This window comes from Aeromicrobium sp. YIM 150415 (genome assembly GCF_016918125.1).
Lineage (GTDB): Bacteria > Actinomycetota > Actinomycetes > Propionibacteriales > Nocardioidaceae > Aeromicrobium > Aeromicrobium piscarium.
This window is the reverse complement of the sequence record NZ_JAERWM010000006.1, coordinates 1-21,495: the sequence shown is the minus strand read 5'-3', so window position 1 is coordinate 21,495 and position 21,495 is coordinate 1. Positions and strand designations below refer to the sequence as shown.

18 protein-coding genes are annotated in these 21,495 nt (G+C 69.3%); 14 read left to right on the top strand and 4 right to left on the bottom strand.

Annotation, left to right across the window (positions count from 1 at the left end; all coding sequences use genetic code 11):
* Positions 1–34 precede the first annotated feature (34 nt).
* Together JL108_RS04270 and JL108_RS04265 are read right to left on the bottom strand one after the other, a co-directional pair.
* Positions 35–1,414: an FtsX-like permease family protein gene (locus tag JL108_RS04270; RefSeq protein ID WP_205197244.1), complete on the bottom strand. Its 1,380-nt coding sequence runs from the start codon at positions 1,412–1,414 to the stop codon at positions 35–37.
* Positions 1,411–2,118: an ABC transporter ATP-binding protein gene (locus tag JL108_RS04265; protein WP_240190647.1), complete on the bottom strand. Its 708-nt coding sequence runs from the start codon at positions 2,116–2,118 to the stop codon at positions 1,411–1,413. Before JL108_RS04265 ends, JL108_RS04270 begins: the two co-directional genes overlap by 4 nt.
* Before the next feature lie 141 nt (positions 2,119–2,259).
* On the opposite strand from JL108_RS04265, the gene JL108_RS04260 reads away from it, so the two are divergent.
* From JL108_RS04260 to JL108_RS04250, 3 genes are all read left to right on the top strand, one after another.
* Positions 2,260–3,300 carry a ferrochelatase gene (locus tag JL108_RS04260; RefSeq protein WP_205197242.1) on the top strand — a complete coding sequence of 347 codons (1,041 nt, stop codon included), beginning with the start codon at positions 2,260–2,262 and terminating at the stop codon, positions 3,298–3,300.
* Positions 3,297–4,103 (top strand): inositol monophosphatase family protein, encoded by an 807-nt coding sequence (locus JL108_RS04255; protein WP_240190646.1) that lies wholly within the window; start codon positions 3,297–3,299, stop codon positions 4,101–4,103. Before JL108_RS04260 ends, JL108_RS04255 begins: the two co-directional genes overlap by 4 nt.
* Positions 4,104–4,232: 129 nt before the next feature.
* Positions 4,233–4,532, top strand: coding sequence for a DUF4193 domain-containing protein (locus JL108_RS04250; RefSeq protein WP_087624668.1), 300 nt, complete (start codon positions 4,233–4,235; stop codon positions 4,530–4,532).
* A gap of 249 nt (positions 4,533–4,781) precedes the next feature.
* Here the strand turns inward: JL108_RS04250 and JL108_RS04245 are convergent, their stop codons facing one another.
* Together JL108_RS04245 and JL108_RS04240 are read right to left on the bottom strand one after the other, a co-directional pair.
* Positions 4,782–5,141 (bottom strand): DUF4235 domain-containing protein, encoded by a 360-nt coding sequence (locus JL108_RS04245; protein WP_205197240.1) that lies wholly within the window; start codon positions 5,139–5,141, stop codon positions 4,782–4,784.
* Positions 5,142–5,518: 377 nt separating this feature from the next.
* Complete coding sequence (locus JL108_RS04240) at positions 5,519–5,974, bottom strand: DUF3093 domain-containing protein (RefSeq protein WP_205197239.1); 456 nt, start codon at positions 5,972–5,974, stop codon at positions 5,519–5,521.
* 51 nt (positions 5,975–6,025) lie between these two features.
* Here JL108_RS04240 and dut point away from each other — a divergent pair, with 51 nt between their 5' ends.
* The 11 genes from dut to JL108_RS04185 all read left to right on the top strand — a co-directional run bounded on the left by dut (position 6,026) and on the right by JL108_RS04185 (position 21,281).
* Positions 6,026–6,505 carry a dUTP diphosphatase gene (gene dut / locus JL108_RS04235; RefSeq protein WP_205197238.1) on the top strand — a complete coding sequence of 160 codons (480 nt, stop codon included), beginning with the start codon at positions 6,026–6,028 and terminating at the stop codon, positions 6,503–6,505.
* Entirely contained in the window at positions 6,505–7,167 is a 663-nt protein-coding gene (locus JL108_RS04230; RefSeq protein WP_143912482.1) for a DUF3710 domain-containing protein, read from the top strand. Before dut ends, JL108_RS04230 begins: the two co-directional genes overlap by 1 nt.
* Before the next feature lie 51 nt (positions 7,168–7,218).
* The gene (locus JL108_RS04225) at positions 7,219–7,902 is read left to right on the top strand and encodes a DUF3159 domain-containing protein (RefSeq protein ID WP_205197237.1); all 684 of its coding nucleotides are present in this window, start codon (positions 7,219–7,221) and stop codon (positions 7,900–7,902) included.
* A gap of 56 nt (positions 7,903–7,958) precedes the next feature.
* Positions 7,959–10,007, top strand: coding sequence for an APC family permease (locus JL108_RS04220; protein ID WP_205197236.1), 2,049 nt, complete (start codon positions 7,959–7,961; stop codon positions 10,005–10,007).
* Complete coding sequence (locus tag JL108_RS04215; protein ID WP_205197235.1) at positions 10,004–11,212, top strand: class I SAM-dependent RNA methyltransferase; 1,209 nt, start codon at positions 10,004–10,006, stop codon at positions 11,210–11,212. Before JL108_RS04220 ends, JL108_RS04215 begins: the two co-directional genes overlap by 4 nt.
* Before the next feature lie 108 nt (positions 11,213–11,320).
* The gene (locus tag JL108_RS04210) at positions 11,321–13,783 is read left to right on the top strand and encodes an SCO7613 C-terminal domain-containing membrane protein (protein ID WP_205197234.1); all 2,463 of its coding nucleotides are present in this window, start codon (positions 11,321–11,323) and stop codon (positions 13,781–13,783) included.
* 148 nt (positions 13,784–13,931) lie between these two features.
* Positions 13,932–16,745, top strand: a complete 2,814-nt coding sequence (locus tag JL108_RS04205) for an aconitate hydratase (protein ID WP_205197233.1) — start codon at positions 13,932–13,934, stop codon at positions 16,743–16,745.
* A 230-nt stretch (positions 16,746–16,975) separates the two neighbouring features.
* Positions 16,976–17,479, top strand: a complete 504-nt coding sequence (locus JL108_RS04200; RefSeq protein WP_205197232.1) for a flavin reductase family protein — start codon at positions 16,976–16,978, stop codon at positions 17,477–17,479.
* Positions 17,480–17,542: 63 nt separating this feature from the next.
* Positions 17,543–19,426: a 1-deoxy-D-xylulose-5-phosphate synthase gene (gene dxs, locus JL108_RS04195; RefSeq protein WP_205197231.1), complete on the top strand. Its 1,884-nt coding sequence runs from the start codon at positions 17,543–17,545 to the stop codon at positions 19,424–19,426.
* A gap of 2 nt (positions 19,427–19,428) precedes the next feature.
* Positions 19,429–20,352 (top strand): proteasome assembly chaperone family protein, encoded by a 924-nt coding sequence (locus JL108_RS04190; protein ID WP_205197230.1) that lies wholly within the window; start codon positions 19,429–19,431, stop codon positions 20,350–20,352.
* Positions 20,353–20,417: 65 nt separating this feature from the next.
* A complete protein-coding gene (locus tag JL108_RS04185) occupies positions 20,418–21,281 on the top strand; it encodes an acyl-CoA thioesterase II (RefSeq protein WP_205197229.1) in 864 nt (287 codons plus the stop codon).
* The last annotated feature ends 214 nt before the right edge of the window (positions 21,282–21,495 follow it).

The following is a 21,495-nucleotide window of genomic DNA, read 5'->3' as shown; positions in this document are numbered from 1 at the left end:
GTGGTTGCTCACTCACCGCCCAGGCTCCCGAGGGTCAGAGCACCCGGTCGGGGGCGCGACGGACTGCCGTGACGACCGGACGCGTGGACGTGAGCGCGAGCCGGACGAGCGCGAATCCGGCGACGAAGGTGGCCGCCACGACGACGAAGGCCATCGGCGTCAGGACGACGGCCGCCCCCATCAACGGCAGACCCAGCAGGAATCCGCCGGCCGCTCCACCCAGTGCCGCCCACCGCATCGGCAACAGCACGGTGGTCCGACGCGCCTGCTCCCACGTGCTCATCGGCATCCCGAGTCGGTCGAGCCCGACGATCAGCTCGCCGTCGTCCAGCACCGCGGCGGCCTGCGTGACGGCCACGGAGCAGGCGAGCATCACGAAGGCGATGGCGAGTGTCAGCAGGACACCGGTACGCATGTCGGTCGCGAAGATCACCTGTTCGGCCATGGCATCGCCCTCGTCGAGTTGTCCGGCCATGCCGAGGCCGACCCCGCCGATGACCGCGACGAAGGAGATCATCGCCAGGCCGGAGACCCGTCGCCATGCCGGCGCGGGCTGGTCGGCGAGCTGGCGTCCGGCGAGGAACCGTGCCGGCGTAGACGCCTTGCGCGCGAGCGCACGGCCCCGTGCGGCGATGACCGGCGGGCCGACGAGATTGAGCACGGCGAGTCCCGCCCCGAACATGCCGAGGACGATGGCGATGACCACCGCCATGCCGAGGACCTCGGTGAACATGCCGATCTGCGACAGGACGAGAGCGAACCCCGCGAGGACGGCGACCCCGATGACGGTGCGCCGGAGGCTCCGGCCCTGCACGTCGCTGCGCTGGCGCACACCGAGCGGCGTCAGCCGCACTCGGCGCAGGCCGAGCACAGCGCTGAGCCCCGCGAGCACCGCCACCGCGCAAGGGACGAGCAGCAGCACCGCCCAACCCGGCCACAGGGCTGCGATGCCGATGCTCTCACCGAAGAACCGCAGTTGCGCCACGAGCGGCAGGAGTCCCCCGAAGAGCACGATCCCGGCGAGGCTCCCGGCGACCGCGATCATCGTCGCCTCGATGACCGTGAGCGCACTCACCTCCCGTGTGCTCGCCCCCAAGAGACGCAGCGTGGCCAGTCGGTCATCGCGGCGGCGGGCTGAGAGGCGGGCCGCCGATGCCCCGAGGGAGACCGTCGGAACCGCCAGGAAGAGCAGCGCCGCGAGACTCAGGATCACGTAGCCCGGAGCGAAGTCATCACTGGGGCGGTCGTCGTTGATGAACATCAACGTGCCCGAGACGACGGTCAGCAGGATCGCTGTAGTGACCGCGAAGGCCACGAACGGCAACAAGATGGCTGCGCGCCCCTGACGGCTGGGCCTGGTGAGCAGCCCGACCAGGCCGAGGATGCGGCGGGTGGCCGAAGACGACGTGCTCATCGGGCCGTCTCCTCGTGGACGATGCGCCCGTCGCGCATGTGCAGCGTCCGGTCGCATCGCGCCGCGACGGCCGCGTCATGGGTCACGAGAACGAGACTGCGGCCCTGACCGGAGGTGGCGTAGAGCAGCGCGTCCATCACATCGGAGGAGGTGGCCGAGTCCAGCGCGCCGGTCGGCTCGTCGGCGAAGACGACCGGCGCGCCCGTCACCTGCGCGCGGGCGATCGCCACGCGCTGCGCCTGGCCGCCGCTCAGCTGGCCGATCCTGCGGTCCTCCATGCCGGCGAGGCCGAGGGCGTGGAGCCAGGGGGCCGCGGCCCGCTCCGCATCGGAGCGTGGATGACCGGTCAGCATGAGCGGCAGAGCGACATTCTCCACGGCGGAGAGCTCGGGTAACAGCAGTCCCTCCTGGAAGACGAAACCACAGTGCGTGCGCCGGAGCTGCGATCGCGCTTCCTCGTCGAGGCCGACCAGCTCGATCGGCTGCGCCCCCGGAACGCTCATGCGGATCGATCCGGAGTCCGGCGCGATCACGGCGGCGAGGCAGTGCAGCAGGGTCGTCTTGCCCGATCCGGAGGCGCCCATGATGGCGAGCGACTCGGCTGCGCCCACCGAGAGGGACGCACCGGCGAGGGCGATCGTCGAGTCATAGGTCTTGGCCACGTCTGTGGCGACGAGTACAGCGGGGGAGTCGTGGGTGTCCATGCTCAGCAGTCTCGTCGCGCCGGCGCGGTGATCCATCGGCTCTGAGGGCGATCTGGCCGGTGCGTCGGTCATCCCGTCGGTGGAGGCGGTATCGGTCGTGCGGGGGAAGGTCGTGACCGCGTGGGTGGGAGAATCGCTCTCATGGACCCACGCCCCTTCGACGCCCTGCTTCTCGTCTCCTTCGGCGGCCCGGAGAAGCCCGATGATGTGGTGCCGTTCCTGGAGAACGTGACCCGAGGGCGGGGCATCCCGCGCGAGCGCCTGGTCGAGGTCGGGGAGCACTACTTCGGCTTCGGCGGCAAGTCGCCGATCAACGACCAGAACCGCGCGTTGATCGCCGCGATCGAGGCCGATCTCGCCGCGCACGACATCGATCTGCCCGTGTACTGGGGCAACCGCAACTGGGACCCGTATCTGCGTGAGACGACCGAGCAGATGGCGGCCGACGGCGTGCGGCGAGCGGTGTGCTTCGTGACGAGCGCCTACTCGTCGTACTCCGGATGCCGTCAGTACCGCGAGAATCTCTACGACGCCCAAGAGGACCTCCCGCTCGAGCTCGCCAAGCTCCGGCACTACTACAACCACCCGGGATTCGTCGGCCCCTTCGTGGACGAGACGCGGTCTGCGCTCGCCGACATGCCCGCCGGGACGCACGTCGTCTTCGTCACGCACTCGATCCCCGATGCGATGAACGAGGCCAGCGGCGGTGCTGGCGCAGGGGCCTACCTGCGCCAGCACCGAGAGGTCGCCCAGCTCGTCGCCGACGAGCTCGAGCTGACCTCGACCAGCCTCGCCTTCTGCTCCCGATCGGGTTCCCCGCACATTCCCTGGCTGGAGCCGGACGTCAACGACCATCTGACCGAGCTCGCCGGTGACGGGGTGACGTCGGTGGCGGTCGTGCCGATCGGCTTCATCTCCGATCACATGGAGGTCATCTACGACCTCGACACCGAGGCCGCGCAGACGGCGAAGGAGCTCGGACTGGATTTCGTCCGGGTTCCGACGCCCGGGGTCCATCCGAGTTTCGTGGCGCTCGTCCGTGAGCTCGTGCTCGAGCGTGCGGCCGCCGAACGGGGTGAGGATCCCGACCGGCCGGCGTGTGGCCAGGCGGGCCCCTGGCCGGATCACTGTCCGGTGGGATGTTGTCTCAACGCCCGGGCGGACCTGCCGGTACTGGCATGAGCGAGCACAGCGAGCTGCTGAGCCTGGCCCGTGAGGTCGGTCTTGAGGCGGCGGAACTCGTTCGACGGCTCCGTCCGGCCGGACGGGTCGATGTCGTCGCCACGAAGTCCAGTCCCACTGATGCGGTGACCGAGATCGACCGCGCGAGCGAGCGGCTCATCCGCGAGCGGATCCTCACGGCGCGTCCCGATGACGGATTCGTCGGCGAGGAGGGCGAGGACGTGGCCGGCTCGAGCGGTGTGGAGTGGGTTGTCGACCCCATCGACGGCACGGTGAACTTCGTCTACGGACTCCCCGCCTATGCGGTCTCCATCGCGGCGCGTACGGACGCTGCGGGGCACGCTCCCTCGATCGGCTACGTGGTCAACATCGCCACCGGCGCCGAGTACGGGGCGGTCGCGGGCGGCGGCGCATGGCGCTGGCACGGTGACGAGCGCGAGGCGTTGCACGGCCCTCCCGCCACGCCCCTGTCGCAGCTGCTGGTCGCGACGGGCTTCGCCTACGATGCGCCGACACGCAAGCGACAGGCCGAGGCGATCGCGCGGTTGCTGCCGCGGATACGGGACATCCGCCGGATCGGTTCGGCGGCGCTGGACCTGGTCGCGGTCGCGGCGGGGGAGCTGGACGCCTATGTCGAGCAGGGGCTCAAGCCCTGGGACCTGGCCGCGGGAGGACTCATCGCCGCGGAGGCCGGGCTGATCGTGGGCGGCCTCGACGGTGCCGCCGGCGAGCGGTTGACGATGGTCGCGCGCCCCGATATCTGGGCGGAATATTCCGAACTCGTACGCGCTTGTGGTCTGTAGATCGTGTCGGAAGCGGCTCCCGCGGGTACGCACCGGGAGCATCCAACGCGCCACAGCACGATCTCGATCAGCCGCGTTTGGAAGGATGTGGCAGAATCGCGCCGGTTGACACGCACGGACGGAGAGTAGATGGCCACCGATTACGACGCACCTCGCAAGACTGAGGAAGAGCAGTCCGAGGACAGCATCGAGGAGCTGAAGGCGCGTCGGCACGAGCAGAACTCCGGCAAGGTCGACGAGGACGAGGTCGAAGCGGCCGAATCCTTCGAATTGCCCGGAGCGGATCTCTCGCACGAGGAACTGGCGGTGCAGGTCGTCCCGAAACAGTCGGACGAGTTCACCTGCATGTCCTGTTTCCTGGTGCATCACCGCAGCCAGCTGGCCACCGAGAAGAACGGCCAGCCGATCTGCCGCGACTGCGCGGACTGATCCAGCCCGTCCTCGATACCGAACCGAGGCCCGGACCCAGTGGGTCCGGGCCTCGTCTCGTTCACGCCTCGGTCGCTGCGTCAGCGAGGTAGGCGCGGCGGTGCGGACCGATGACGATGCATAACGGTCGCTGTGGCAGCCCGACCGCATCGATATAGGTGCGCGCCCGCTCGAAAGTCGATGCGTTCAGGTCGCTATGGCAACCACAACGCATCATCATCTGTCCCGCGTGCGTGAGCTGGAGTGAGTTCAGGCGTTCTGGTCGAGGTGCTTCATGCCGGGAGGCAGATCACCGGTGGACTTGACCCAGTACGTCGCGACGCCCCGCCGGACGACGGTGCGGACGATCTGGATGACCGCTCCGCCGATCGCCGCCCAGGCGATGGCCTCGGTCGTGCTGAGCTCGGGATGACGGGCGCTCGCCGGGGGCTTCCGTCCCGTGACCGCGCGCCAGGCGGCGTTGGAGACGCGGGGAGCGAGGGCGGCGCCCACCATCGTCGCCCCCGTGTCCATCAGCTTCCAGGTGCTCCGGCCGAGGCGGCGCTGGGCCTTCGCCTCGGCGACACTCGTCGTCGCGGCGTCCCGCTGCTTCTTCTTGCGCTTGCCCACCGGTGCCCTTCCGTCGTGCTCGGCATGTCTGAACCATTGTGACGCAGACCGCCGGGCCGCGGGGCGCGCGGGCGTCGTTCCGGCCGGCGAGGGCGCGGTCTCGATGATGCTTCCGTGCGGGGCGGTGGTTGACCACGCACCTGGATGTGGACGATGCGGATTCCCGTGGGTAGTGAACCGTCGTCGGGGCGAGGTGGTTGCTGACGCACCGGAGATGGTCGGGGCGTGATCGCGGTGAGTCATCGACCGAGGCCGACGTGGAGCTGGTGCCCGAGGCGCGCGAGTGGTGGTCGACCATTCACCGCCCGATGGAGGGATCTGCCCGATGGTTGACTGCTCACCGCCCCGGTGCGGGGTGAGGGTGGTGACGGGCGGGGTCAGGGCGTCGGACGCAGTGCTCGCGCTACGGACGCGGGGAACCTGGTCGACACCAGCCAGAACGGCGTCGGATCGTCCGGATCCTCGACCGTGACCCGGACACCTGTGCGCACATAGGGCCGCAACAAGGTGAAGGCACGCACGTCGCCCTCGGGCCCGATCGCCTCGCGCCAGGCCGCCGCTTCCAGAGGTTCGACCGAGCCGATATGGGCGGTGTCCAGGAAGGCGCGCCCCGCGCGCAAGCCGTGGGAGTCGGCCTCGATCCTCACCGAGCCGTAGAACGCGACCAGCGCTCCGGTGACGACGAGGCTTCCAGTCGCCGCCACCAGCGCGATGGCGGGGGTTGCGGCGACCCAGAGCAGCCAGCCGATGATCACCGCGAACACCGCGGCTGCCACCCACCAGGACACGGCGGCGGTGAGGCGCTCGCGGTGGACGGTCGTCGGGGGTGTCACGCCCCTACTGTGCCTGATGCCCGTCAACGGCCTTGGGTAAGGTCGGGCCCCATGACGACCGAGGTGCCGCTGCTCCGGCTCGACCCCGACCTTCCTCTCCCGTCCTACGCCCACGATCTCGACGCCGGGGCGGACCTGATGGCCCGTGTCGATGCCGTCATCGCACCGGGAGAGCGGGTGCTGGTGCCCACCGGGGTGGCGCTCGCACTGCCACCGGGCTATGCCGGCTTCGTGCACCCGCGCTCGGGCCTGGCGCTTCGGCACGGACTCTCCATCGTCAACGCGCCGGGGACGATCGATGCCGGCTACCGCGGAGAGATCGCGGTGCTCCTCGTCAACGGAGATCCGCGTGAAACCGTGCACATCTCTCGCGGAGATCGCATCGCTCAACTGGTCATCCAACGGGTCGAGCAGGTCCGCTTCACGGAAACTTCGGCACTCCCGCTGTCGGACCGGGGAGAAGGGGGCTACGGTTCATCGGGTGGCCACGCCTCATTGGCGCCGGCCCCGAGGGTAGGAGAGGAAGACTGATGTTCGGCCGACGCAAGAATCAGACGCCCGAGCAGGAGACGCCGGGGACGCAGGAGTTCGATCCCGCGAGCCTCGGTCCGCGCACCAGCGGCCCCTGGGACTCGTCCGAGCGCGATCCCGATGCTCCCGGCTACGTCGATCTCGGATCATTGCGCATCAAGGGCCGCGATGGAGTGGGCCTGCAGCTTCCCCAGGAGAACGGCGCGCTCTCCTCCGTGCTCGTGGTGCTCGAGGGAGCCAACTCGGCCATGGAGTTGCGGATCTTCGCCGCGTCGCGCTCCGGTGGGGAGTGGGGCGACGTGCTGCAGGATCTCAAACGCGAGGTCGAGCGTCGCGAGGGTGAGTGGAAGGAGACCGACGGTCCCTTCGGTGACGAGCTGCGGTTCCGGGTGCAGGTCCAGACCCAGGATGGGCGAACCGGGACTCAGGACTCGCGGATCCTGGCCGTCGAGGGCCCCCGCTGGCTGCTGCGAGCCACGCTGCTCGGTGCGGCTGCCGGCGATGAGACGGCGGCGGAGCCGCTGCTGGAGATCCTCCGCGATGTCATCGTGGTCCGCGGCGACGAACCGCGCATGGTGCGCGAGCCCCTGCCGCTGCAGCTGCCGCCGGGTGCGGTCCCGCAGGACCAGCAGCCGCCGAGCGGTACCGACGCGGGATCCTAGGCGCCGCAGTGGGGCACACCAGTAGCGTGCACGCGGACCCGACAGGACACCATGACTGAGCAGAACGGATCACCGGCCGACGAGGAGGCCGGTGCCGGTCGACCGGATGTCACCACCGTCGAGCAGCTGGTCCGCCGGCGGCTGGCCGAGGCGTTCGGCGGCGTACGCGGGGTGGTCGAGAGCGCGATCCCGACCATCGTGTTCACGGTGAGCTTCCTGGTGAGCGACGAGCTGCGGCAGAGCTTGATCGTGAGCGCTGCCGTCGCGGTGCTCCTGCTGGTGGTGCGCGTCGTCCAGCGCTCCAATCCGCAGTTCGTCTTCAACGCGCTGGTGGGTATCGCCATCGCCGCGGTGTTCGCGTCCCGCTCGGGAGAGGCGCGTGACGTCTTCCTTCCCGGGATCCTCTACAACGGCGCGTATGCGGTCATCTTCGTGTTCACGATCCTCATCGGCTGGCCCGCGGTGGGGTTCCTCGTCGGCGCGGTGGTGGGGGACGTCACCGGCTGGCGGTCCGACCGCGGCATGCGGAAGCTGTGCACGCAGATGACCTGGTTGTTCGTCGCGCCCTGTGTGCTGCGCGTCGTGGTCCAGTACCCGTTGTACCTCGCCGACGAGATCGCCCTGCTCGGGACCGCGAAGATCGCGATGGGATGGCCCTTGCAGGTCGCCTCGCTCCTCGCGATGGGGTGGATGCTGAGCCGGAACAAGACCCCGCTGGACGATCCCTCGGCCTGAGCGCCGCCCGCGCCCGTGCCGATCCCCGGCTGTGAGCCACGTCATCGTCGGGCTCGATGGCGCACCTCTCTCGACGGGCATACGATCACTCGGTGAGCATCACCGGTGCCGTGAAACGGGCACTGATCGGGCGCAAGCTGCGTAACACGCAGATCGGCGAGACGCTGCTTCCCAAGCGGGTCGCCCTGCCGGTGTTCGCCAGCGACGCGCTGTCCTCCGTCGCCTACGCCCCCGACGAGATCTTCCTGACGTTGTCGATGGCCGGCCTGGCGGCCTACTCGATGAACTGGCAGATCGGCCTGTGCGTCGCCCTCGTCATGATCACCGTCGTGGCCTCCTATCGCCAGAATGTCCACGCCTATCCCTCCGGTGGGGGCGACTACGAGGTGGCCTCGGTCAATCTCGGGCCCACGGCAGGACTCACGGTCGCCAGCGCGCTCCTGGTCGACTACGTGCTGACCGTGGCGGTCTCGATCTCATCGGGTGTGCAGAACGCGACCGCGGCCCTTCCGTGGCTGAACGGGCACGAGGCGACGGCGGGGGCGTCGCTCGTGCTGCTGTTGATGGTCATGAACCTGCGTGGCGCCAAGGAGTCCGGACGGGCATTCGCGGTGCCGACCTATCTCTTCATGATCGCGATACTGGCGATGGCGCTGTGGGGCCTGATCACCTACCTGACCGGTGATCTGCCGGAGGCGGCGAGCGCCTCCTATGAGATCGCGGCCGAATCCCCCTACGAGGGGGCGATCACGACCCTCGCGATGACCTTCCTGCTCGCTCGGGCGTTCTCCTCGGGCTGTGCCGCTCTGACCGGTGTCGAGGCGATCAGCAACGGGGTTCCGGCGTTCCGGCGCCCCAAGAGCCGCAATGCCGCCACCACGCTCCTGCTGCTCGGGGCGATCTCGATCTCGATGCTGATGAGCATCGTCCTGCTCGCCGATGCCATGCACGTGCGATATGTCGAGGATCCGGCCCGCCAGCTGCTCTCCAACGGCGTGCCGCTGGGGGAGTCGTCCGGGTACGTTCAGGACACCGTGATCGGACAACTGGCGGCCGCGCTCTACGCGGACCTGCCGGTGGCCTTCTACCTGACGATCGCCTGCACGGGCGTGATCCTGGTCCTCGCCGCCAATACCGCCTTCAACGGGTTCCCGGTGCTCGGCTCGATCCTCGCGCGTGACGGCTACCTGCCGCGTCAGATGCACACCCGCGGCGATCGTCTCGCCTACAGCAACGGCATCGTCCTGCTGGCCCTCGCCGCGGTCGTGCTGATCGTGGCCTTCGACGCCCAGGTGACCAAGCTGATCCAGATGTACATCGTCGGGGTCTTCGTCTCCTTCACGCTGAGCCAGCTCGGCATGATCCGGCACTGGACCCGTCTGCTCGCCACCGAGACCGATGCCGCCGCGCGTCGCCGGATGCGCCGTTCCCGGGCCATCAACTCCTTCGGGCTGCTGCTCACCGCCACCGTCCTCGTCATCGTGGTGGTGACGAAGTTCCTCGCCGGCGCCTGGATCGCGATCATCGCGATGGTGGGGGTCTTCATCCTGATGCGGGCGATCGCCCGCCACTACCGTCAGGTGGCCGAGGAACTGCGGGTCGACGACAGTGACCGGGGCGAGCTGCCGCGAGTCCACGGCATCGTGCTGGTGAGCAAGGTGCACAAGCCCACGATGCGCGCGATCGCCTACGCCCGGGTCACCCATCCCGAGGCTTTGGAGGCCGTCACCGTCGATCTGGACCCCGACGAGACTCAGGAGGTCGAGCGGCAGTGGCGAGAACAGGGGATCACCCTGCCGCTGATGGTGCTCGACTCGCCCTATCGCGAGATCGTCCGGCCAGTGGTGCGCTATGTGAACGAGCTGCGATCGAAGCATCCCGACGAGCTCGTCACGGTCTACATCCCCGAATACGTCGTCGGCCGATGGTGGGAGCAGCTGCTGCACAATCAGACCGCCTTGCGTCTGAAGAGCAGACTGTTGTTCATGCCCGGAGTCCTGGCCGTCAGCGTGCCCTATCAACTCACCTCGGCCCATGACCGCACTCCTCACGATCACCGAGCGGCCGCCGGCGACGTGCGGCGTGGCTTCGAGGACCCCCAGTGAGCTCCGAGCGGCCGATCGTCGACATCGGGCCGGTCGCGCACGGCGGCCACTGCGTCGCTCGGCTCGACGGTCAGGTCGTGTTCGTGCGGCACGCGCTGCCGGGGGAGCGTGCGCGTGTCGAGATCACGGAGCGATCGAAGCGCTTCCTGCGCGCCGACGCGGTGGAGATCCTGGATGCCTCGGAGGATCGGGTCACGCCTCCCTGCCGGTACGCCGGGGTGTGCGGGGGATGCGACTACCAGCATGTCTCGCCGGCCGGGCAACGGCGGCTTCTCGGGTCGGTGGTCAGTGAGCAGCTTCGACGTCTCGCGGGCCTCGACCGGGAGGTGGAGGTCGAGCCCGTGTCTCCCGACGACCTCGGCTGGCGTACCCGGGTGACCTACGCGGTCGACGCGGAGGGCCGAGCCGGACTGCGCCGACACCGCAGCCACGAGGTGGTGGCCATCGATCGGTGTCTCATCGCCCATCCGGACACGCCGCAGGCGCCCTTGGTGCGATGGGACGACGGACCCGTCGAGGCCATCCGCTCGTCGACCGGGGAACGGATGGTCGTCGCCGATGACGAGGTTCCCGAGGAGCTGGGCCCCCTCCACGGCGTCGTGGGCAGTGACGGCCGGGTGCGTCGCGGCGAAGGATCCGTCACGGAGGTCGTGCGGGAGCACTCCTTCCAGATCAGCGGATCGGGCTTCTGGCAGGTCCATCCACGCGCCGCGGAGACCTTAGTGGATGCCGTGATGGCGGGCGCCGATGTCCGTGCCGGCGACCGTGTGCTCGACCTCTACGCCGGGGCCGGCCTGTTCTCCGCCTTCCTCGCGGATGCCACCGGACCTACGGGTGAGGTGGTCAGCGTCGAGGGCGCGCGTGGCGGCCATGCCGATGCACGGGCGAATCTCTCCGGCCGTGCGAACGTGACGACGACGCGGGCATCGGTCGAGAAGGCCCTCGCCGCTGGACGACTGGGCACGACCGCCGACGTCGTCGTGCTCGACCCGCCGCGTGCGGGAGCCAAGGGGGCAGTCGCGCCGATCGTCGAGCTCGGGCCCCGGCGCATCGTCTACGTGGCCTGCGATCCGGCGGCACTCGCCCGCGACCTCGCCTCCTTCGGGCGTCTCGGCTACGAGCTGAGCTCGCTGCGGGCCTTCGCCCTCTTCCCGATGACACACCACGTCGAATGTGTCGCTGTGCTTGCACCGGTGCGGTGTTGACGAGAAGGTGACCTCGTGCGCTATGCCGATCCCCATGCCTGTCCTGCCTGCCGAGGTCGTATCGACGGGCAGCCGAGGTGCCCTCACTGCGGCTTCGCGCTGCGCGGGGTGACCGCAGCCAGCCTGTGGGAGCGGCTTCAGGACGCCGATCGGTTGATCGCGCGGAGCCGCGAGAGCGCAGCGCCACGCCAGGGGACGTCCCCGTCCGCACCGGCCGGCACTCCGGCCGCATCGGCCGCTCAGGGAACCCCTCCGCCCGGCCCGCCCCCGTTCCCGCCCTTTGCCGGGCCGCAGGCGCCTGGGGCGGGGCCGAGCTCCTCGACGGGACCGACGAGCGGCGCCTTCCCGCAGTTCCCCGGCCAGCCGACCGCGTCGGCGCCGACCAAACGCAGTGGCGTCAACGTGGGCGGGGTGATCCTCGCGCTCGGTGCCTTGCTGCTGCTGGTCGCCGCGACGATCTTCATCACCGTCTCGTGGGACCGTCTCGGTCTCTTCGGCCGTTCGATGGTGCTCCTGGGCGTCACCGTCCTCGCGGCCGCGGGCGCGAGTGAGCTCTCGCGGCGTCGCCTCCGCGGCTCGGCGGAGGCGCTGTGGTGCGTCACCCTGGGGCTGCTGACACTCGACTGGTTCGCGGCCCGCGCTCAGGGACTGCTCGGTCTGGAGAGCGTGGATCCCGGTCTCTACGTCGGCGCCTGGTCGGTCGTCGTGTCGACCATCGCGATCGTCATCGTGGTCGCGACCCGGTCGCGGTTCGGAAAGTCGCTGGTGGTCCCGCAGGTCGTGGCCGCGCTGACGCCCTGGGTCGCCGTGCCGACCCTCCTGTTCTACCTGTGGTTCGATCTCGACTGGCGTCCGTTCTGGGCGGGTCTCGCCGCGGTGAGCGTGGCGGGCATCGTGGCAGTGCTCGCCTGGCGCACCCGCGCGACCGTCGCCACATGGGGGGTGGCGCCGCCGCTCGTCGTGATGCTCCCGTTCCTCGTGGTCTCCGCGGCTGTCGACGCGCTCGCCCACCCGGAGCCGCGACAACTTCTGTTGGATGCGCACGGGGTGCCCCTCCTCCTGATCTCCGTCCTCTTCGCCGTGGGAGCCCTTACTGCCCCGCGCGGTCGCAGCGTCACGGCCGCCGGCGCGCTGCTCGGCGTCACGCTGCTCCTGGCGACCGGAGTGGGCGGCGCGACCGTTCCCGAGGCGGCGATCGCCACCGCGGCCGTCGTCGGCGTGCTGACCGCATTGCTAGGGAGCGGGACCCGCACGTGGGCGCTGGGAAGCAGGTGGACTGCCGCTGTGCTGGCCGTCGCGGGCCTTGGGCTCGTCGTCCTCGGCTGGCTGCAAGCGTGGCCGAGGAATGTCTACGGCCCGTGGAGCGGTTCGCTGCCCGAGCCCTTCGGTCTGGGCGTGCTCGCCTACGCGACGGCGGCAGCGGCCGTCATCGTGGCGGTGGTCGTGAGCGCACGATGGAGCACCGATCTGCTCGCTGTGATCCGCTACGCCGTGCTCTCGGTCGCCGTCGCCTGCGGACTCGGGGTGACTCTCGCGGCCCTCGGCGCATCGTTCGGCTGGTTCGTCGTCGCCGGCGTCGTCGCCGCGGCCGTCGTGGCATGCGCGGCCGCCCGACGCCCCGTCGTCGACCAGATCGGCACCGTGCTCGTGCTGGTGGGAATGGCGTTCCCGTCCGAGGCCTCGAATGAGATCGTCTTCGCGGCCTTCGGCATCGTCGCCCTGGCCGCACTCATCGTGGTGGCGCTGGCCCGCGAGATCCCGTCGGTAGCCGTGAGCAGCGCCGCGGTCGTGCTGGGGGTCGTGGCGTCCGGGAGCGGGCTCGTGGGATGGCAGCGCATCGACCCTTCCATCGCGGCGCTGTTCTTCGTCCTGGTTGCCATCGTCTGCTTCGCCCTCGCCACCTGGGGTGTCGAGGAGCTGCCTGTCCGGCTCACGCTGGAGGTGGCCGCGGCCGTAGTCGCGTTCTACGGCTTGGTGGTCGGCCTCGATGCCGAGGACGCCACGTGGATGGCGCTGCTGTTCCTCCTGCTCTCGCTGGTCCTGTTCGGCGCCGGTTTCGACGTGGCGGACCGACGCTGGTGTCTGATCCCCGCCGTGACCTTCGCCGTGCTGGCGTGGATCTGCCTGGTGATCGGGCAGGAGGTCCAGGCAGTCGAGGCCTTCACCGTGCCGCTGGCCGTGCTCGCGCTGGGCATCGGCGGATGGTTCATGTGGCGCGACAGCTCCCTGGGTACCGTCCCCGCGCTGGGGGTGGGGCTGGCCGTCGCCTTCCTGCCGTCGATGCCGCAGGCACTGGCCGACCCGACGAGTCTTCGCGCGTGGCTGCTGGGGGCTGCCGCCGTCGTGGCGATCGGCGTCGGCTGGTGGCGCTCGTGGCGCGCGCCCTTCGTGGCCGGCGCCGTGGTGCTCGCCGTCCTGGTCGTCGTCAACCTGTGGCCGGTCGCGATGGCGGTTCAGCGCTGGATCCTCTTCGGCGTCCTCGGACTCGCGCTATTGGCGATCGGCATCACCTGGGAATCGCGGGTGCGCCAGGGCCGCGCCGTGCTGCGCGCCCTCAGCGCCTTGCGATGACGGCTGCCCGGCATCTGAGTAAGGGTCACCTTCGTTGAGGGCGCTGTGAACGCAAGGTATCTTGATGTCAAGATATTAGGTCGGCCTCAGTGATGCGCCCGCGCGAAAGGTCGGCAGGATGGATGAAGACCACGCGAAGGAGAAGACCATGAGCGTCGACAGTTTCCACTCCAAGGACACCCTTCGAGTCGGTGATGCGTCCTACGACTTCTACCGGCTCGATGCGGTGCAGGGGGAGGGGCTCGATGTCGCCTCCCTGCCGTTCAGCCTCAAGATCCTCCTCGAGGCGCTGCTGCGCACCGAGGACGGAGCCAACATCACGGCCGATGACATCAAGGCCCTCGCGGGCTGGGACCCGTCGGCGGACCCGAGCAAGGAGATCCAGTTCACGCCTGCCCGCGTGATCATGCAGGACTTCACCGGCGTCCCGTGTGTCGTCGACCTCGCCACGATGCGCGAGGCGATGGCCGACCTCGGCGGCGACCCCAGCAAGATCAACCCGCTCGCACCGGCGGAGATGGTCATCGACCACTCGGTCATCGCCGATGTCTTCGGCACACCGGAGGCCTTCGAGCGCAATGTCGAGATCGAGTACGAGCGCAACGGCGAGCGCTACAAGTTCCTGCGCTGGGGCCAGGGTGCCTTCAGCGACTTCAAGGTGGTGCCGCCCGGCACCGGCATCGTCCACCAGGTCAACATCGAGCACCTCGCCCGCGTCGTCTTCACGCGTGACGCGGATGGGAGCGTCGTCGCCTACCCGGACTCCTGTGTCGGCACCGACTCGCACACCACGATGGTCAACGGCCTGGGTGTCGTCGGCTGGGGCGTGGGCGGCATCGAGGCCGAGGCCGCGATGCTCGGTCAGCCGATCAGCATGCTCATCCCGCGGGTCGTCGGCTTCAAGCTCTCCGGCGAGCTGCCCGAGGGCGCCACCGCCACCGACCTCGTCCTCACCATCACCGAGCAGCTGCGCGAGCACGGCGTCGTCGGCAAGTTCGTCGAGTTCTACGGCTCGGGCGTCGGCGCCGTCCCGCTGGCCAACCGCGCCACCATCGGCAACATGAGCCCCGAGTACGGCTCCACCGTCGCCATCTTCCCGATGGACGAGGAGACCACCAAGTACCTCGAGCTCACCGGCCGTACGCCCGAGGAGATCGCGCTCGTCGAGGCCTACGCCAAGGAGCAGGGCCTGTGGCACGATTCCGATCACGAGCCGCGCTACTCCGAATACCTCGAGCTCGACCTCGCCGATGTCGTGCCGTCCATCGCCGGTCCCAAGCGTCCCCAGGACCGTGTCAGCCTCTCCGATGCCAAGAACGGCTTCCGGGGTGCGCTGACCGCCTACATCGACGATGACGCGCAGACCATCTCCGGCGACTACGACGAGGCGCTGGAGGAGTCGTTCCCCGCCTCCGATCCGCCGGCATCGGACGCCCACGGCACCACCCCGCGTCGTGACTACCTCTCCTGCGTGCCGGCCGATGGCAAGCGGCCCAGCAACCCGATCGAGGTCACGGTCGACGGGCAGACCTTCACGCTGGATCACGGCGCTGTCACGATCGCGGCGATCACGTCCTGCACCAATACGTCGAATCCGTCGGTCATGATCGGCGCGGCGCTGCTGGCCAAGAACGCGGTCGAGAAGGGCCTGCAGCGCAAGCCGTGGGTCAAGACGACGCTCGCCCCGGGCTCGAAGGTGGTCTCCGACTACTACGAGCGTGCCGGCCTGACGCCGTACCTCGACAAGCTCGGCTTCAACCTGGTCGGCTACGGCTGCACGACCTGTATCGGCAACTCCGGCCCGCTGATCCCCGAGGTCAGCGCGGCCGTCAACGAGAACGACCTCGCGGTCGTCTCGGTGCTGTCGGGCAACCGCAACTTCGAGGGTCGCATCAACCCCGATGTCAAGATGAACTACCTCGCGTCGCCCCCGCTGGTCGTGGCCTACGCGCTGGCGGGATCGATGGACGTCGATATCACCACCGAGCCGCTCGGTACGGACACCGAGGGCAACGAGGTGTACTTGAAGGACATCTGGCCCAGCCCGTCGGAGGTCGAGGAGGTCATCGCCTCGTCGATGAGTGCCGACACCTTCAAGTCCGAGTACGCCGACGTGTTCGCGGGCGACGAGCGCTGGCAGAACCTGCCCACCCCCGAGGGCGACACCTTCGAATGGGACGGCGACTCGACCTACGTGCGCAAGGCGCCCTACTTCGACGGCATGGAGCGCGAGCCGTCGCCGGTCACCGATGTCGAGGGTGCCCGGGTGCTGCTCAAGCTCGGGGACTCGGTCACGACCGACCACATCAGCCCCGCCGGCGCGATCAAGAAGGACAGCCCGGCTGGCAAGTACCTCATGGATCACGGCGTCGAGCCGCGGGACTTCAACTCGCTCGGGTCGCGACGCGGCAACCACGAGGTGATGATCCGCGGCACGTTCGCCAATATCCGGCTGCGCAATCAGATCGCCGAGGGCACCGAGGGCGGCTTCACGCGGGACTTCACCGCGGGCGGCGAGGTCACGACGGTGTTCGACGCGGCACAGAACTACGCGGCGCAGGACATCCCGCTCGTGGTGCTCGCCGGCAAGGAGTACGGCTCGGGCTCGTCGCGCGACTGGGCGGCCAAGGGCACCGCCCTCCTGGGAGTCCGGGTGGTCATCGCCGAGAGCTACGAGCGCATCCACCGCTCGAACCTCATCGGCATGGGCGTCCTGCCGCTGCAGTTCCCCGAGGGCGAGAATGCCGAGTCGCTGGGCCTGACCGGTGAGGAGACGTTCAGCGTCACCGGCGTCACCGAGCTCAACGACGGCAGCACGCCGCGCACGGTCAAGGTCGTCGCCGAGGGCGAGAACGGCACCGTCGAGTTCGATGCGGTCGTGCGCATCGACACACCGGGTGAGGCGAACTACTACCGCAACGGCGGCATCATGCCGTACGTGCTCCGTTCGCTGCTCGACTGAGCGCGGTTCGATCACGGCACGGCCCCGGCGGGATCATCTCGCCGGGGCCGTGCCGTGTTCACACCTCGCTCGTCCCGGGGCGGTGACTTACGCACCTCTCAGCCGCGGGAGCGGTGGGTCAGACACCTCTCAACCGCGCTGAGACGTGCGTAAGTCACCGCCCCAAGCATCGAGGGGTGCGTACGCCACCGCTCCGGCGGCGGCGATCGCGTGATCCGTAGCCTGAGGGGGTGACGATCCATACCGAGCATCCCTTCGTGCCGCCCGAGCCCGAGCGCGACGCACTGCGGCGCTTCCGCGGACGACTGGCGGCACCGGTGACCGTGGTGGCCGCCGGGGAGGGCCGCCGGCGCAGCGGGCTCACCGTCTCATCGTTGCTGATCGCCGACGGGGAGCCGCCGCACGTCGTGATCCTGGTCGATCCCGACTCCGACCTGCGCGACCGGATCGAGGTCGGCACCCCGGTCGCGATCAGCCTGCTCGACGACGGCGACCAGTTCCTGGCCGACGCCTTCGCGGGCACGGCTCCCGCCCCCGGCGGCCCGTTCACGCTCGGTTCCTGGACAGAGACACCGTGGGGCCCCGCCCATGACGGGCGCAGCTGGATCGGGGCACGCCTCGCGTCGATCTCGTCCCTCGGTTACAGCGATCAGATCGTCGCGAGCGTGGAGCACATCATCATCGAGGGCACGACCGCGCTGAGCCACGTGCGCGGGCGTTACCGACCGGTCTGACGCGAGTTCGCTAACCGGTCGAGGCGCACAGCCGTCGTGGGCGCGGCTGGTTACGATGGGGCAATGGCCAGTTTGCTGCGTTCGCTGTCGGGACCCGCGGATCTGCGGGACCTCGGTGACGACGACCTCACGCACCTCGCAGAGGAGATTCGTGAGCTCCTGCTGGAGTCCGTCGCCGCGAACGGGGGGCATCTCGGGCCGAATCTGGGCGTCGTCGAGCTGACGATCGCCCTGCACCGGGTCTTCGACTCGCCCCGCGATCGCCTCGTGTGGGACACCGGTCACCAGTCCTATGTGCACAAGATGCTGACCGGCCGCGCCGGCGAGTTCGACCGGCTCCGTCACGAGGGCGGGCTCTCGGGCTACCCCTCGCGCGCGGAGTCCGAGCACGACTGGGTCGAGAACTCTCACGCCTCGACATCGTTGTCCTATGCCGACGGCCTGGCGCGCGCCAACGCGCTGACGGGTCGGGACGACCATGTCGTCGCCGTCATCGGCGACGGCGCGCTCACCGGAGGCATGGCCTGGGAGGCGCTCAACAACATCGCTGCCGATCAGTCCCGGCGGCTGGTCGTGGTCGTCAACGACAACGGCCGGTCGTACACCCCCACGGTCGGCGGCCTGGCCAACAAGCTGACCGAGATCCGCACCAATCCACGCTATGAGCCCACGCTCACCGCGATCCGCGAACGGCTGACCTCGGGCCACCGCTTCGGCGAGGTCGCTTATGAAGCGCTCCACGCCGTGAAGAAGGGCATGAAGGACGCTCTCGCCCCGCAGGGCATGTTCGAGGATCTGGGCATCAAGTACATCGGTCCCGTCGACGGACACGACCGCGTCGCGATGGAGCAGGCTCTCGCCGCCGCCAAGCGTTTCGGCGGACCCGTGCTGGTGCATGCGATCACCACCAAGGGCCAGGGCTATGACATCGCCGTGGCCAATGAGAACGACCAGATGCACCAGTCGACCCCCTTCGATCGCACCACCGGCGAGGCCACGTCGGTGGCGCCGGCCGGATGGACCTCGGTCTTCCGCGACGAGATCGTGCGCATCGCCGACGAACGCTCCGACGTGGTCGGCCTGACCGCGGCCATGCTGTATCCCGTCGGCCTCGATGCCTTCGCCGACAAGTTCCCCGACCGCGTCTTCGACGTCGGGATCGCCGAGCAACACGCGGTCACGAGCGCCGCCGGCTTGGCGATGGGCGGGCTGCACCCCGTGGTCGCGGTGTACGCGACGTTCATCAATCGAGCCTTCGATCAAGTGCTGCTCGATGTCGCGCTGCACCGCTGCGGCGTCACCTTCGTCCTGGACCGGGCCGGCGTGACCGGCGACGACGGTGCCAGCCACAACGGCATGTGGGACCTGTCCCTGCTTCAGCTGGTGCCGGGGATCCACATCGCGGCGCCGCGCGACGGGGCACGCCTGCGGGAGCTTCTGCGCGAGGCTGTCGCGATCGACGATGCTCCCAGCGTCGTCCGTTTCGCGAAGGGGCCGGTGGGCGAGGACATCGCCGCCATCGACCAGGTCGGTGGGGTGGACGTCCTGCGACGCGATGCCGAGCCGGACGTGCTGCTCGTCGGTGCGGGCACGATGGCCGCCGTCGCTCTCGACACCGCCGAGCGGCTGGCCGCGGACGGTATCGGATGCACGGTGATCGATCCGCGCTGGATCGCGCCGCTCGATCCGGCGGTCGTCGAGTTGGCGGCCGGCCATCGGCTCGTCGTGTCCGTCGAGGACAACGGCCGCCAGGGCGGCGTCGGCTCGACGATCGCCTGTGCCCTTCTCGACGCCGGAGTCCGCACGCCGGTCCGTATCCACGGAGTCGACCAGCGTTTCCAGGATCACGCCAAGCGTGCCGTGATCCTGGAGCGTCAGGGACTCACAGGTCCCGCCATCGCCGCCGACACCGTCACGTCCCTCCACGGGAATATCGCGAGGCAGTGACGATGTTGACACCGAAGTGGTTACCGAAAGCTCTGCGACCCGAGAAGCGGGAGACGCGCCCTGAGCGCAGCACCGGCGAGGGGCCTGTGCTGCTCCACGTCCTGGACGGGTTCCTGACAGCCGGATCGTCCGCATCCTTGGTCTCGCGGCAGTTGCGCGGCGCCGATGGCGTGACGGTGCACGAGTTCGACCTCGATCCCGTCTACGACTACCGTGCGCGCCGGCCGCCGATCGTCTTCGACGCCGATCACTATCGCTCCTACGATCCGCCGCGTCTGGCCATCACCCGAGAGTACGACGTGTCGGGGCGCGAGTACCTGCTGTTGTCGGGTCCGGAGCCGGACTTCGGGTGGGAGCGTTTCGTCGGCGAGGTGATCGAGATCATCGACCGCGAGAACGTCTCCCTCGTGGTGGGCCTGGGTGCCGTGCCGATGGGAGTGCCGCACACACGGCCGCCGATGATCACCGCGCATGCCACGCGACCGGAGCTGGTGGATCGTCGCAACCTCTGGGAGGCCGAGATCACGGTCCCGTCGTCCGCGCAGACGCTGCTGGAATACCGCCTGGGCCAGCGGGGAACCGATGCCCTCGGCTATGTCGTGCATGTGCCGCACTATCTGACGCAGGTCGAGTACCCCACCGCCGCGATCGCCGTGCTGGAGGCTGCCGGCCTGCGTACGGGCCTGACCTTCGACCTGGAGGATCTGCGCGAGCAGCAGCCCGCGGCGATCGCGCAGATCGAGGAGCAGATCCACGAGCAGAACGGCGAGGACGTCTTGAACGGTTTGGAGGAGCAGTACGACGCCTTCGCGCGCGGTGCGGCACGGTCCCTCCTGGAGGACGACGGCCACCTGCCGAGCGGCGATGAGCTCGCCGCTCAACTCGAGCGCTTCCTGGCCCAGCACCGCCCCGACGACCACGGCTGAGCGCGTGAGGAGGAACGCCTCCGCACATGGCCCGCGGCGGTCGCGCAGACACTAGACTCGTGGCCGTGCCTGCCTCGATCAACGAAGTCGTCGACCTGCTCGATCTCGAACCCCTGGAGGTCGGCCTGTTCCGTGGCCGGCAACCGGTCAACTCGCGCCTCAAGCGGGTGTTCGGCGGCCAGGTGGCGGCCCAGGCGACGATGGCCGCGCAGCTCACGGTGCCCGACGACCGCCGGATCCACTCGTTGCACGCGTACTTCATCCTCGGCGGCGATCCGTCGATCCCGATCGTCTACGACGTGGAGAATGTCCGTGACGGTCGCTCCTTCACGACGCGTCGTGTCGCGGCCCGCCAGCACGGCGAGATCATCTTCTACATGACCGCGTCCTTCCAGCGGGACGAGGAGGGCTGGGAGCATCAGGACGCGATGCCCGACATCGGCTCGCCGGAGGACGCGACCCCTATGTCCGATCTCATCAGCCTGATCGATGAGGGATCGGTGGATCAGTGGCACGCCGAATGGGGCGGTTACGACATGCGCTATGTGAGCGGCGGACGGGCGGCCGACGACCCGTCGACCGAGCGCGTCCCGGCGATCCAGCGCATGTGGTTCAAGGCGGCGGGGGAGCTTCCGGACGATCCTCGGATCCACAACTCGGCGTTCACCTATTACAGCGACTTCAGCCTCCTGGGGGCCTCGCTGGTTCCCCACGGGCTGATCATCAACTCACCGCAGGTGTCTCCGGCGTCGCTGGATCACACGGTGTGGTTCCACCGGCCCTTCCGTACGGACGAGTGGCTGTTGTACGACCAGACCTCGCCGTGGGCGGGCTCGTCGCGGGGCTTCAGCACGGCCAAGGTCTACAGCCAGGACGGCACGCTGGTCGCCTCGGTGGCTCAGGAGGGACTCATCCGACCCCGCCGCTGACCTGCCGCCCCGTGGGCGGTGCGTGGTCAACCACGCGGCGCATCGTGCTAGCGGAAGCGGTGAGTAGGCGTCCATTCTCGGCCCTGGGCGGTGAGTAGGCGTCCATTCTCGGCCCTGGGCGGTGAGTAGGCGTCCATTCGTCCGGGGGAATGGACGCCTACTCCCCGCGGCGCGGCGGGGCCCGGGCGATAGGCCCCGGCGGCCCCGCCTCCCG

Excerpts from the sequence above, each read along its gene's own strand:
- JL108_RS04250 (WP_087624668.1), top strand. The coding sequence starts at position 4,233 with ATGGCCACCGATTACGACGCACCTCGCAAGACTGAGGAAGAGCAGTCC.
- JL108_RS04225 (WP_205197237.1), top strand. The coding sequence starts at position 7,219 with ATGACTGAGCAGAACGGATCACCGGCCGACGAGGAGGCCGGTGCCGGT.
- dxs (WP_205197231.1), top strand. The coding sequence starts at position 17,543 with ATGGCCAGTTTGCTGCGTTCGCTGTCGGGACCCGCGGATCTGCGGGAC.
- JL108_RS04220 (WP_205197236.1), top strand. The coding sequence starts at position 7,959 with ATGGCGCACCTCTCTCGACGGGCATACGATCACTCGGTGAGCATCACC.
- JL108_RS04255 (WP_240190646.1), top strand. The coding sequence starts at position 3,297 with ATGAGCGAGCACAGCGAGCTGCTGAGCCTGGCCCGTGAGGTCGGTCTT.
- dut (WP_205197238.1), top strand. The coding sequence starts at position 6,026 with ATGACGACCGAGGTGCCGCTGCTCCGGCTCGACCCCGACCTTCCTCTC.
- JL108_RS04260 (WP_205197242.1), top strand. The coding sequence starts at position 2,260 with ATGGACCCACGCCCCTTCGACGCCCTGCTTCTCGTCTCCTTCGGCGGC.
- JL108_RS04205 (WP_205197233.1), top strand. The coding sequence starts at position 13,932 with ATGAGCGTCGACAGTTTCCACTCCAAGGACACCCTTCGAGTCGGTGAT.
- JL108_RS04230 (WP_143912482.1), top strand. The coding sequence starts at position 6,505 with ATGTTCGGCCGACGCAAGAATCAGACGCCCGAGCAGGAGACGCCGGGG.
- JL108_RS04190 (WP_205197230.1), top strand. The coding sequence starts at position 19,429 with ATGTTGACACCGAAGTGGTTACCGAAAGCTCTGCGACCCGAGAAGCGG.
- JL108_RS04265 (WP_240190647.1), bottom strand. The coding sequence starts at position 2,118 with ATGGACACCCACGACTCCCCCGCTGTACTCGTCGCCACAGACGTGGCC.
- JL108_RS04270 (WP_205197244.1), bottom strand. The coding sequence starts at position 1,414 with ATGAGCACGTCGTCTTCGGCCACCCGCCGCATCCTCGGCCTGGTCGGG.